This is a genomic window from Variovorax sp. KBS0712, assembly GCF_006323185.2.
GTDB lineage: Bacteria > Pseudomonadota > Gammaproteobacteria > Burkholderiales > Burkholderiaceae_C > Variovorax > Variovorax boronicumulans.
The window spans coordinates 1,204,545-1,216,532 of record NZ_VCCD02000002.1 but is presented as its reverse complement, the minus strand read 5'-3'; the positions used below and the strand labels follow the sequence as shown (position 1 = coordinate 1,216,532).

General features: G+C 64.1%; 11 protein-coding genes and 1 pseudogene. 5 read left to right on the top strand and 7 right to left on the bottom strand.

The annotated features are described in order from the left end of the window. Nucleotides 1–10: 10 nt before the first annotated feature. On the bottom strand, nucleotides 11–280 hold the full coding sequence (locus FFI97_RS34070; protein ID WP_409574642.1) for a glutathione binding-like protein: 270 nt from the start codon (nucleotides 278–280) through the stop codon (nucleotides 11–13). Nucleotides 281–327: 47 nt separating this feature from the next. After that, nucleotides 328–909: pseudogene (locus FFI97_RS22615) on the bottom strand (alcohol dehydrogenase catalytic domain-containing protein); the annotation flags it as partial. A 659-nt stretch (nucleotides 910–1,568) separates the two neighbouring features. Between FFI97_RS22615 and FFI97_RS22610 the strand changes: the two are divergent. Genes FFI97_RS22610 through FFI97_RS22590 form a run of 5 tightly spaced genes read left to right on the top strand, consistent with a single transcriptional unit; the run spans nucleotide 1,569 to nucleotide 5,982 of the window. Further along, nucleotides 1,569–2,747 (top strand): aminotransferase class V-fold PLP-dependent enzyme, encoded by a 1,179-nt coding sequence (locus FFI97_RS22610; protein ID WP_139701222.1) that lies wholly within the window; start codon nucleotides 1,569–1,571, stop codon nucleotides 2,745–2,747. A gap of 34 nt (nucleotides 2,748–2,781) precedes the next feature. Then, on the top strand, nucleotides 2,782–3,681 hold the full coding sequence (locus FFI97_RS22605) for a transporter substrate-binding domain-containing protein (RefSeq protein WP_139701223.1): 900 nt from the start codon (nucleotides 2,782–2,784) through the stop codon (nucleotides 3,679–3,681). A gap of 33 nt (nucleotides 3,682–3,714) precedes the next feature. Beyond that, nucleotides 3,715–4,482 carry an amino acid ABC transporter permease gene (locus tag FFI97_RS22600; RefSeq protein ID WP_139701224.1) on the top strand — a complete coding sequence of 256 codons (768 nt, stop codon included), beginning with the start codon at nucleotides 3,715–3,717 and terminating at the stop codon, nucleotides 4,480–4,482. Then, nucleotides 4,479–5,171, top strand: a complete 693-nt coding sequence (locus FFI97_RS22595; RefSeq protein ID WP_139701225.1) for an amino acid ABC transporter permease — start codon at nucleotides 4,479–4,481, stop codon at nucleotides 5,169–5,171. The genes FFI97_RS22600 and FFI97_RS22595 overlap by 4 nt, the downstream gene beginning before the upstream one ends. Before the next feature lie 19 nt (nucleotides 5,172–5,190). Continuing rightward, on the top strand, nucleotides 5,191–5,982 hold the full coding sequence (locus tag FFI97_RS22590) for an IclR family transcriptional regulator (RefSeq protein WP_185993685.1): 792 nt from the start codon (nucleotides 5,191–5,193) through the stop codon (nucleotides 5,980–5,982). 433 nt (nucleotides 5,983–6,415) lie between these two features. On the opposite strand, the gene FFI97_RS22585 is transcribed toward FFI97_RS22590, so the two are convergent. The 5 genes from FFI97_RS22585 to FFI97_RS22565 all read right to left on the bottom strand — a co-directional run bounded on the left by FFI97_RS22585 (nucleotide 6,416) and on the right by FFI97_RS22565 (nucleotide 11,951). Then, nucleotides 6,416–7,852, bottom strand: a complete 1,437-nt coding sequence (locus FFI97_RS22585; protein ID WP_139701227.1) for an amidohydrolase family protein — start codon at nucleotides 7,850–7,852, stop codon at nucleotides 6,416–6,418. 28 nt (nucleotides 7,853–7,880) lie between these two features. After that, nucleotides 7,881–9,041, bottom strand: a complete 1,161-nt coding sequence (locus FFI97_RS22580) for a thiamine pyrophosphate-dependent enzyme (RefSeq protein ID WP_185993684.1) — start codon at nucleotides 9,039–9,041, stop codon at nucleotides 7,881–7,883. An 8-nt stretch (nucleotides 9,042–9,049) separates the two neighbouring features. Next, nucleotides 9,050–10,042: an isopenicillin N synthase family dioxygenase gene (locus tag FFI97_RS22575; protein ID WP_139701229.1), complete on the bottom strand. Its 993-nt coding sequence runs from the start codon at nucleotides 10,040–10,042 to the stop codon at nucleotides 9,050–9,052. 68 nt (nucleotides 10,043–10,110) lie between these two features. After that, the gene (locus tag FFI97_RS22570; RefSeq protein ID WP_139701230.1) at nucleotides 10,111–11,121 is read right to left on the bottom strand and encodes an ABC transporter substrate-binding protein; all 1,011 of its coding nucleotides are present in this window, start codon (nucleotides 11,119–11,121) and stop codon (nucleotides 10,111–10,113) included. 50 nt (nucleotides 11,122–11,171) lie between these two features. Continuing rightward, nucleotides 11,172–11,951 (bottom strand): ABC transporter ATP-binding protein, encoded by a 780-nt coding sequence (locus FFI97_RS22565; protein ID WP_139701231.1) that lies wholly within the window; start codon nucleotides 11,949–11,951, stop codon nucleotides 11,172–11,174. Nucleotides 11,952–11,988: the final 37 nt, after the last annotated feature.

The following is an 11,988-nucleotide window of genomic DNA, read 5'->3' as shown; positions in this document are numbered from 1 at the left end:
GAGGCACGGCCTAGTTTGCGGCGGCAATACCCGGCATCGGAATGAAGCCTGGGAGCCTCTTCATCCGTTCAATCCATGCAAGCACGTTTTTGTACGGTGACAAGTCGATGCCACCTTCACCGGCCAGTGCTGTGTACGGAAAGCAGGCGGTATCGGCGATCGTTGCACGGCCCAGCTCCAAGAACTCGCGGTCTGCCAGATGGTCGTCCATGATCTTGAACACCCGGTTGGCGCCGGTGTGTAGCTTGTCGATGTCGAGCGGATAGTTGAGCACCTTCACGAGGCGAGCACCCGCGGCGTTCATCACCTCGCCGCCGCCAGTGGAAAGCCGAACACCACCGCGTTCGCGCCGGCTTCTACCTTGGCCGTGAAGATCACCGCGCCGATGCCGGTGGTGACGCCGCAGCCGATGTAGCAGACCTTGTCGAAGGGGGCGTCTTCGCGGATCTTGGCCAGCGAGATCTCGGGCGCGACCATGTAGTTGCTGAAGGTCGAGGTGCCCATGTAGTGCGCGATGGGCTTGCCGTCGAGACTGAAGCGGCTGGTGCCATCGGGCATCTGGCCCTTGCCCTGGGTGCTGCGGATCAGCTGGCGCAGGTTGGTTTTGCGCGAGAGGCAGAACTTGCAGTGGCGGCATTCGGGCGTGTAGAGCGGAATGACGTGGTCGCTCCTCTTCAGCGTGGTGACGCCGGGGCCCACATCGACCACGATGCCCGCGCCTTCATGGCCCAGGATCGCGGGGAAGATGCCTTCGGGGTCGGCGCCCGAGAGCGTGTAGTAGTCGGTGTGGCAGATGCCGGTGGCCTTGATCTCGACCAGCACTTCGCCGAACTTCGGGCCTTCGAGGTCCACGGTTTCGATGGTGAGCGGGGCTCCGGGTTTCCAGGCGACGGCGGCTTTGGTTTTCATGGGTCAAGGGTCCTCAAGGTTCAATCGCCGGAACTGCGCGGCGACGTACGTTTTCCTCGTGGCGGATGGTGAGCAGCAAGCGCTCGAAGCGCATGCGCTGCAGTCAGCCTGTCCACGGAGCCCTGCAGTTGCAGAGCGCGGCGGATGGTATGTCTCTGCGTCGACTGGGTGTGTTCAGATTTCGACACGCAGCAGCCTGGTGAGCAAGCTCTCGCAAGGTGCCTCTTTCATCGTGCTCGCCCGTGCGACGCCCTGGTCGGATAAGCGTCCGAAAAGTGCAACGCAAAAAATTCAAGTGGACGATCCCTGTTCGGACGTCGCCCCTGCATGGTGCGAGGCGTTGACTCCCACGAGGGCGCCGTCTTGGGGTCGATCACCCTCGTTCTACGCTCCAAAACCCTGCGAACAGCGCATGAAAGAGCCTGAATCAGGCTGCCTGCGATGAAATTTTGTCTCGAAATCCGGACGCGATTTTTGGAGTGATCTACCTGTACTTTCCCTTGGAAATTCGACCTTCGATATGGCCGAATATCGAGACGTGGCGACTCACAGGCACTCCTAGGATGACACCGTCGCATCGATTCACGTCACACGGTGGTCATGCGTTCCATGCACCCGCCGCCCCACATCGGGGCAATGATTGATGAACTGAGGAAACCATGTCCGCCATTCTCGAAATTGACTCCATCCGCCAGGAATTTCCGGTCACCAAGCGGATGCTCTACCTGGACTCCGCGCACCAGACACCCATGGCGACCTGCGTGCGCCTGGCACTTTCCGAATTTCTCGCGGAAGGCAACGAAATGGCCGGCCCGAAGCCGGTGTGGATGCGCCGCGTCGAGCGTGCCCGGGAGGACGTCGCGGCGCTGCTGAATGCATCGCCCAGCGAGATCGCCTTCACCAAGAACACCTCCGAGGGCCTCAATATCGCAGCGAATGCCGTTCCGCTTGCGAACGAGGACACCGTCCTGATGCTCGAGGGCGACCATCCGAACAATGCCTATGCCTGGCTCAACCTGAAGCGCAAGGGCGTGCAGGTGCGCTTCGTGAAGGTGGCAGACGATGAAATCGCGACCGCGGAAACCTTCGAGCCCTTCATCGACGCCAGGACCAAGGTTATCTCGTTGTCGCACGTGACCTTCCATGCGGGCCAGCGGCACGACATCGCCAGCATCGGCCGTCTGTGCGCGCAGAAGGGCATCTACCTGGTCGTCGACGTGATGCAGTCTGTCGGCGTGCTGCCGGTCGACGTCAGGACACTGGGCGTGTCCGTGCTGGCCGCCGGCTGCCACAAGGGTTTGCTCGTGCCGCAGGGCCTGGGAATCCTCTACGTAAAGGCCGGTCTGGATGAACTGCAGCCGGCCTACCTCGCGATGAGCAGCCTGGCGAATCCCCCCGAGGACTACATCGCGCGGCCCGACGATCTGGCGCCGCGCAAGGATGCGGGGCGCTTCGAGTTTGGCAACTACAACCTTCCCGATCTGCACGCCTTGTCGAGCTCGATCAACCTCATCCGAAAGACCGGCGTCGAGCGAATCGAAGCGCACGTGCTCGAACTGGGCGACCGCTTGATCGCACAGCTTGAACGGCTCGGCGTACGTCTCGTCGGTCCACGTACCCGTGCCAGCCGTGCACACATCTATGTGCTGGATCTGCCGGTCGCCGAATGGCTGGACTACTTCACGCAGAACCAGGTTCGCGTATCGCCCGAGCGCGGCGGCATTCGCATCTCCTTCGGCCTCTTTAACACCTCCGAAGACGTCGACCAGGTCGTATCGCTGATCCAGCAGCGCCTGAGCCGCAGCGCCCACCCGACGGCGGCAATCCAGGTCGACTGATTGCCATCTTTTTATTGACCGCAGGAGAATCTTCATGAACCCGAAGTCGTCGTTTCTCACCATCGCAGCCGCATGCCTGCTGGCCGCGAACATGCCCAGCTTCGCCCAGACCGGCGGAGATACGCTGCAGAAGATCAAGGAAACCGGGGCGATCACGCTCGGCTACCGCGAGTCGTCCGTGCCGTTCTCGTTCCTGGACAGCCAGCAGAAGCCCGTCGGCATTTCGATGGGCCTGTGCGCGGCCGTTGTGGACAAGGTGAAGCAGCAGCTGAACATGCCCAAGCTGGAAGTCAAGCAGGTGGCCGTCAACTCGTCGAACCGCATCCCGCTGGTCGTCAACGGCACCGTCGACATCGAGTGCGGCGGCACCGCGAACAACGCCGCGCGGCAGAAGCAGGTTGCCTTTTCGGTCGCCACCTTCGTCAGCCAGCCGCTCTGGCTGGTGCGCGTGGACTCCGGCGTGAAGAGTCCGGCGGACCTCAAGGGCAAGACCATCGTGGTCACACAAGGCTCCAACGCCGTCGGCTTCGCGCGCAAGTTCAACGAAGAGCAGAAGGTGGCGCTGATGACGATCGCGGCCAAGGACCATGGCGAGTCAATGCTCACGCTCGACAGCAACCGTGCCGTCGCCTGGCTCGAGGACGACATCCTGCTGGCGGGCGAGAAGGCGAACTCACGCAACTCGGCGTCGTTTGCCCTCATGCCTGGCGGCTTCGACAATATCTACTACGGCCTGATGCTGCGCAAGGACGATCCGGCGTTCAAGGCCCTCGTCGACGGCGTGATCGGCAACCTCATGAAGAGCGGCGAGTACGACAAGCTCTACAAGAAGTGGTTCGAGGCGCCGATCCCGCCGCGCAACGTGAGCCTGGCCTTTCCGATGACGGAGAAGCTGAAGGAGCGGATCAAGGTCCCCAGCGACCGGATCGACTGAAGCACCACCATCCGAAGCTGACTGGAGCTCGATGTGTTCGAAGTTCTTTTCGAGACAGTCCAGGACGGCGAGGAGCTGTATCTCGCCTGGCTGCTCAATGGCTTGGCCTGGACGGTCGCCCTGGCGCTGGCGGGCTGGTGCGTAGCCTTCGTCCTGGGGGTGCTGGTCGGCTGTGGCCGGACCTCCTCCAACCGGGCGATCGCGCTGACCGCGCGGCTCTATGTCGAGGTTTTCCGCAATATCCCCATCATCGTCCAGATGTTCCTCTGGTACTTCGTGCTGCCTGAACTGCTGCCGCCCGACCTCGGCAATGCGATGAAGAAGATGGTGCCGCCCTGGGGAGCCTTCTTCCCCGCATTGATTGCGCTTTCGCTCTACACCGGCGCTCGCGTGGCAGAGCAGGTCAAGGCGGGGATCGAAGCATTGCCCTACGGCCAGCGATCGGCCGCCAGGGCACTGGGCATGACAGAACTGGAGCTGTATCGCACCATCCTGCTTCCACAGGCGCTGCGCATCATCATGCCGACGCTGACCAGCGAGGTGATGGGCATCTTCAAGAACACGTCGGTGGCACTGACCATCGGGCTTCTTGAGCTCACCGCCCAGGCTCGACAGATCAACGAGTTCACCTTCAAGACGTTCCAGGCCTTCGGCGCGGCAACCATCCTCTATCTGCTGCTCGCACTCTCCGTCTATGCCGTCATGCACGGCCTGGAAAAGCGCCTCCGCACGCCCGGCACGGAGCCCACGATCACGAGACGCCGCTTCTTTCCGATGCGAAAGGAGGCGGCGAAGCCATGAACCACTTCGACTTTTCCGTGATCGCGCAGGCCTGGCCGTTCCTGTTCGACGGACTGGTGTTCTCGCTGAAGCTCACCGCGGTCGGCTTTCTCGGCGGCCTGTTGCTCGGCATTGGCCTCGCTCTTGTGAGGCACCTTGAAGTTCCGGTCGCGTCCCAGCTCGCAAGTGCGTACGTCACGCTGATCCGCTCGGTGCCCCTGATCATGGTGCTCTTCTGGTTCTTCTTCCTGATGCCGCTCGTGCTGATGTGGATGGCCGGAGCCTCGAGGCCGGTGCAGATCGGGCCGGTGTGGACGGCCTTCGTGACGTTCACGCTGTTCGAGGCCGCCTACTACGCCGAGATCATTCGCGCAGGGTTCAAGTCGATGGCAAAGGGGCAGTACGGTGCGTGCAAGGCGCTGGGGATGTCGACCTGGCAGACCTATCGGCTGATCATCCTGCCGCAGGTACTGCGTGTCGTCAGCCCGATACTGCTCACGCAGACGATCATCCTGTTTCAGGATACGTCGCTGGTCTACGTGCTGTCGGTCACCGATCTGCTGGGAGCCGCCTCGAAGATTGCCCAACGTGACGGACGCCTCGTCGAGATGTACCTGGCGGTCGCCGTGATCTACATGGTGCTTTCCTCGCTGACGTCTCAGCTCGTGGCCATTCTGAAGAATCGCGATGCAGTTCCGGGACGTCGATAGAGACCTGAATAATGCAGCCATGAGCACGACGACCAAGAAAGCGAAGAAAGCTTCGACAGCGATCGTGGGAACGCCTGTCGAGCGGCTGTTTGCGGTCCTCAACCTGGCGGCGAAGATGGGCATGATCTCCGCGGCCGACATCGTCTATCTCCTCGATCTGCCCAGGCCGACAGCACACCGGATGATCGCCACGCTGGAGGAACTGCAGTTTCTCCAGAAGATGCCCGTCAAGGGCAAGTACGCCGTCGCCCCCAAGCTGGTTGGACTGGCGACGTCGATCCTGAGCTCCACCATCGTCTACGCGCCAATTCAAGCGCTGCTGACGGCCGTTGCACAAAAGACCGGAGAAACCTGCGGCCTGGCGTTGATGTCCTCCGGCGAGGTCGAGTACATCGCGAGCGTCATGGGGCAGTCTCCCCTCACGCTTCAGTTTCAGGCGGGGCAGAAGGCGCCGCTCCACTGCACATCCAGTGGGCAGATCTTCCTTGCGGCACTGCCGCCGGACGAACTCGCCAAGTTCATGGCCTCCGGCCCCTGGGAGCCACTGACACCCAAGACCGTGACCGAGCCGAAAGTTCTTCTCGAGCGCCTTCGGAAAGTGAAGAATCAGGGTTATGCGGCCAACGAGTCCGAGTACATCGCAGGCGTCGTTGGTGCCGCAGTACCCATACAGAACACAGAGGGTCAGGTTGTGGCGGCGCTCACGATCTCTGCGCCGAAGAGCAGGCGCACGCTGGAGGACGTCGTGGCGATGGTGCCGACACTGACGACATACGCGGATCGGATCAGGCGGGCGATCCAGCCCCGGTGAGATCTCGGCGGCGGCAGGCAGTGTCGCTCAAGCTCTGACTGGCTGCATCAGGGGCAGCAGTTGCACGAAACAAGACGGCAAGTATCGTTTCACAGAACTCCTGCACGGACTTCACTCCGATTTCACTTGGGTCACGCACACTGCCTCTCGACAGTGGTTCGGCGCTGGTAGAGGCCAGGGAGAAAAAAGCCGCTCAGGGAACCGCCTCGATGCCGACCGCTGTCGCTTTTCATGCCCGGCCTTGAAGGTCCGACGGCAGAACTGCAGCGCTGCAACGGCGCGGCACAATGCGTCCATGCCAAACATCGCCTCGATCTTTAGAGCCGAAATCTCCCGCGTTGCTCGCAAAGAAGTGCGCGCCGAGATCGAAACGCTCAAGAAGGCATCGGTCGCGCATCGCGCGTCGACTGACCGCCAACGTGACAATGCCCGTTCATGCCATCTGAGAGTAGTCCAGGCCGGTGAGGCCGTGGGCGCGTTCGATCAGACGGTGCGTGATGGTGTCGACACGGCCGCGCAGCGCGCGTTCGTCGTCCCACGCCAGGCGGCCGTGCAGAACCCGGATCGCGCCGCCCACCATGGTCAGCGACGCGCGGGTGTCGTCGCCGGCCACCAGTAGGCCCGAGATCCAGTCGGTGCGGGCACCGGCAAAGCCGATCGGCGACATGTCGAAGGCCACTATATCGGCGCAGCAGCCCACCTCGATGCGGCCGATGTCGCTGCGGCCGAGGATGGCCGCGGCCTCGCGCGTGGCCATCGTCAGCGCGCGATAGGGCGACAGCCACTGCTGCCACGGCACGGTGCCTTCGCCGCCGGCCGCGCGGTGCAGCAGCATGCCCAGGCGGATTTCGCCGAGCATGGAGCCGCTGTCGTTGCTGGCGCCGCCGTCGACTCCGAAGCCGACCTTCACGCCGGCGGCCAGCATTTCGTGCATCGGCGTCACCCGCGCGCCAAGGCGCACGAGCATGCGCGGGCAGTGGGCCACGGCCACGCCGGCCTCGGCCATCTGGGCCATGTCCTCGGCATCGACACGCGTGCTGTGCGCGAACCAGGTGCCGGGGGCCAGCCAGCCGGCGTCTTGCAGCAGTTCGATGGGACGCTTGCCGTATTGCTCGCGGCACCACACACGCTCGTCAGGCCGCGGGTGGAAATGCATGTGCAGGCCGCAGCCGTTGGCGTGGGCCAGCTCGGAGATGCGGCTCATGAAGTCCATGCGCTGGTAGGTGGCAGTGGTGGGGCCCAGCGCCATCGTGATGCGTGCGCCCCAGCCGGTCTGGTGGTGCTGGCGGATGCCGTGGGCCATGTCGGCCAGCACGGCTTCCTCGTCGTCGACCAGGCCCCCGGCGCGCGGGCCCAGCACGGCGCTCAGGTCGGCCTCCAGCGTGTCTTCCATCGCCGTCATGCAGCCGCGCACCAGGTGCAGCCGCAGGCCGGCGGTGCGCGCGCCGTGCACCAGCGCATCGGTGTACTCAGCCCGCCCGCCCGGCATAAGGTAGGCGTGGTCGGCGGTGGTGGTGGCGCCAGTCAGCATCAGTTCGGCCATGGAGGCCTGCGTGGCGGCGTCTAGGTCGTCGGGCGTCATGCCGGCCCACAGCGGGTACATCGTCTTCAGCCAGTCGAGCAGGTGGCCCGACAGCGCGCGCGGGATGGCGCGCGTCAGTGTTTGGAAGAAGTGGTGGTGCAGGTTGATGAAGCCAGGCATCACGATCTGGCCGCGCAGATCCAGACGCTGGTCGAAGTGGCCCTCGGGCATGCCCTGGCCAACCTCCGCGATGCGGTCGTCGTCGACGACGACATAGGAGTTGGCCAGCACGCGGTCGCTGCTGTCGCAGGTGTAGAGCTGGCCGATGTTGGAGAGCAGGGTGCGCATGGGTGGGCGATCGGGTGAAGGGGGCGAGCTAGCGCTTCTGGCGCGTCAGTTCGAAGGTGGGCAGCAGCGCGAAGGGGCGCAGGCAGGCGTCCATCCAGCGCAGCGCGTCGCGCACCGCGGGCATCAGCTGCGCGGCGTCGTCCACTACGCGGTGGTTCACGCGGATGGCCGACAGCAGCGCGCGCGTCACTTCGCCGGTCTCGGCGAAGAACTCCTGGTCGCCGGTGTCGCCGCGCCATTCGGTCATCAGCAGCGTGGGAATGCCGTGGCTGAAGTGGCCGCGCAGCAACTGGTACACCGAGGCGAACAGGCCGAAGTTCTCGATCAGTGCGGCCGGGCGCTTGCCGCCCAGCCAGGCGCCGGCACAGATGCCCAAGCCGGTGCCTTCATGGGCGACCGGCAGGTAGCGCAGCTCGCGGTCCTGCATCAGCAGTGACTGCGCGCCGCTGAAGCCGCTGCAGGGCAGGCCAATGACGAAGTCGATGCCGTTGTCCTTCAGCGCGGCGTACAGCGTCTGTGCAAAGCTGCCGTTGGCGCCGGCGTTGCCGCTCGGGTCGGCCGCGGGGCGGGCGCCGTGTTCTTTGGCCGAAGGCTTCAAGATGCGGATGCCGACGGCCTGCTCGATATGACGAACGAAGTGGTACTTGTTTTCCTTCAGGTCCATCGGCAGTGCGCCGACGAAGGCCTGTTCCACGTTCACCTTGGCCACGATCAGCTTCGCGCCGGCATGGGCCGAGGTTTCGCGCACGCAGGCGACCAGCGCCTCGGGGTGGTCCACTGTGTGCACGTTGGCCAGCCCGTAGGCGCGCGCCAGCGTGGCGATATCGACCTGGGCGGCCAACGAGGCCACGTCGGGCAGCTTGCCGGTGGATATGTAGCCGCTGTTGTCGAACACGACAATCGTCAGGTTGACCGGAGCCGCTGCGGCGATGGTGCCCAGCACCGAAGTGTCGAAGAAGATGCCGCCGTCGCCGTCGAGCGCGATCACCGGCTGGTCGGGACGGGCCAGGGCCACGCCCAGCGCATAGGGCGTCACCAGGCCCATGCCCACCGCGTAGAGGTTGGCATGCGACGGACGCGCCGCATGCCACTCGGTCGCGGTGTTGGCCAAGTTGGTGACGACGAGGTCGTCACGGGCCACCGACGCGAGCGCCGTCAGGAAGTCATATCTCTTGAACGAGGCAGTCATGGATGCGGTCATCCGAGGTAGGACGGCGCGGCCGCGCGGGCGCGGTGGTAGCACTCGGTCATGTGCGCTTCCACGGTGGTCGGTGGGTACTTCGGCGATTCGCCCTCCTTTAGGCAGCCAGGCAGGCATTCGAGCTGATGGTCGGGGTTGCCGGAGTAGAAGAACGGCACCGAATAGCGCTCGTTGCCCGAAACGTTGACCACGCGGTGCAGCGTCGAGCGGAACAGGTCGTTGGTCCAGTGGGCGATGGCGTCGCCGATGTTGAACACGAAGGTGCCAGGGATCGGCGGTGCGCTGATCCAATCGCCATTGAGGCCTTGCACCTGTAGACCGCTGTTGTTGTCCTGCAACAGAAAGGTCAAGGCGCCGAAGTCGGTGTGGGAGCCGGCGCCGATGGTGTCTTGCGAGGCTCCCACCGCCTGCGGCGGGTAGTGCAGCATGCGGACGGTGGACAGCGGGGTGTCGTTGAAGTCCTTGAAGTGGTCTTCCGGCAGGTTCAGCGCGAGGGCCAGGCCGACCATCATGCGTTCGCTGACGTCGCGCAGGGCCGCGTGGTAGGCACGCATGGTCGGCTTGAAGCCGGGCAGGTCGCTTGGCCACTGGTTCGGGCCATGGTTGAAGCGGCCGGCCACGACGGCGGGGTGGTCCAGCGGCAGGTCTAGGCCGAGGAACAGAGTTTCCTTGTTGTCGGGCACGTCCAGGCCCAGCGATTCGGCCTTCAGCGGGTCCCAGCCGCGGTTGCAGAACGAGTGGGTGCGCGCCACCTTCGCCTTGTCGTCGTCGGGCTGGCTGAAGAACGCCTCGCCCTGCTGCAGGGCGGCGTCGAGCAAGCCTTGCGGCACGCCGTGGCCATCGACATAGAAAAAGCCGTACTCGATGCAGGCGGCGCGGATCTGGCGGCCGACGGCCTGGCGGTCGGCGAGGTTCGATGAGGACAGTCCGCTGATGTCGATCACCGGCAGGCTCACGGTCGATACGGTCTTGGCTTGAAGGGAACTCACGGGATGTCTCCTGGGAAGGGAAGGCGCTGCGCCCCTGGAAGCAAATGGGGCGCGGCGTTTCGAACGATTTACTGGTAGTCCAGCGTGATCAGGCCGGCGGGCAGCTTGCTCATGCCGATGACTTCAGGGCCGGCCACGTCGACCATCGCGTCGAGCGAGTCGGACAGGCCCTTGGCCATGTCGGGCGTGAACACCGTCAACAAGTTGTTGCGCACCTGCTTCTTGAAGAACTGGGTGGCCTGGGGCGACAGCTTCATGCGCTTGCCCTGTTCTTCCCACAGCTGGTCGTCGGACTTCATGATCTTCACCGCGTCCTGGTAGGCGGCAACGAAGGCGCGCACGTTGGCCGGGTTGGCCTTGGCGTATTCCTCGCGGAAGCCGAAGAACAGGAAGGGCACGGTGGGCAGGCCCGTGCTGTCGGAGATCTCGCGGATCGTCGTCAGCGTGCGGAACTTGCCGCTGGCCAGCATTTCAGGGGCCAGCGAGTTCCACATGCCGGTGGCCTGCAATTCGCCCCGTTCCATCAAGCCGCGCAGCAGTGGCACCGCGCCTTCGTGCAGCGTGACTTCCTTGTTCAGGTCCATGCCGAACTTCTTCTTCGCGGCGGCAACGGTGATGATCCAGTCGAAACCGGTCTTGTTCTGTACGCCGACCTTCAGGCCCTTCAGGTCGGCCAGGGTCTTGGCTAGCGAGTTTGTTGGCACGATGATGCTGTTCACGTAGGTCATGAACGGCGCGACACCGACTACGCCCACGCCGCCGGCCTTCAGGCGCGCGGTGGCCAGCCAGTCGAGGATCACGACGTCGGTGCTCTTGCTTTGCAGCGCTACGGCGGCCGAGTTGTTGTTGCTGTAGGGCACCGTCTCGACGTTGATGTTGTACTTCTTGTCGAGGTTGAACTGCTTGATGACCAGCGGCGGAATCGACATCGTGCCAGCCGGGTTGATCAGCATGCGAACCGTGCCACCATCGCCCTTGGCGGTGTTGACGGTCTGGGCCTGGCACATCGGAGCAACGCCCAGGGCCAGCGTCGCGGCGAGGCTGCCGACGACTAACTTGAACGACTTCGGGTATTTCATGGCGGGAACTCCAGTGCGGTATGGTTCGGGAGGAAGGGCAAACGGAAAGCTCAGGCCATGGCGGCGGGCCGGCGGTCGAGAATGTGGATCACGTCTTTGCTCTTCTCGAACAGCGAGGCGTCGTCGTACGAACGCGGGCGGGCGATTCCGCGCAGGTTGATCTGCTCTGCAATCTTTCCGCCGGGATCGGAGGTCATCACGACTATGCGGTCAGCCAGGTAGGTCGATTCGTAGGCGTTGTGGCTGACGAAGAGGATGGTCGAGCGGAACTTCGACCAGATGTCGAGCAGGCTCTGGCGCAGCTTGCGCGCGGTCAGCTCGTCGAGCGCGCTGAACGGCTCGTCCATCAGCAGGATGTCGGGGTCGACCACGAAGGCGCGGGCGATGGAGGCGCGCTGCTGCATGCCGCCCGAGAGCTGACCGGGGTAGAAACCCTTGAAGCTGGACAGGCCGACGAGGTCGAGCACCGCGTTCGTGCGGTCGGCCCATTCCTGGTGGGGGAAGTCGGCCGCGCGCAGCGCGAACTCGATGTTTTGCGTCAGTGTGTACCAGGGCAGCAGGCGCGATTCTTGGAACACGTAGGAGACGCGGAAGCCCGAGGCGAGCTGCTCCGCCATCGGGCGGTCCTGGATCGTCACGCTGCCGCTGTACTGCGTGTCCAGCCCGGCGACGATGTTGAGGATGGTCGACTTGCCGCAGCCCGAGGGGCCGAGCAGGCCGACGACTTCACCGGCCTCGATGCTGAGGTTGATGCCGTTGAGCACGTGCAGCGGCTCGCGCTGCGCGCTGCGATAGGTCTTGCCGACATTGACGAGGTCGATTTGCGCCATGGGGATGTCCTGTGGAAGCGTTGCGGGGGGCGGGGGG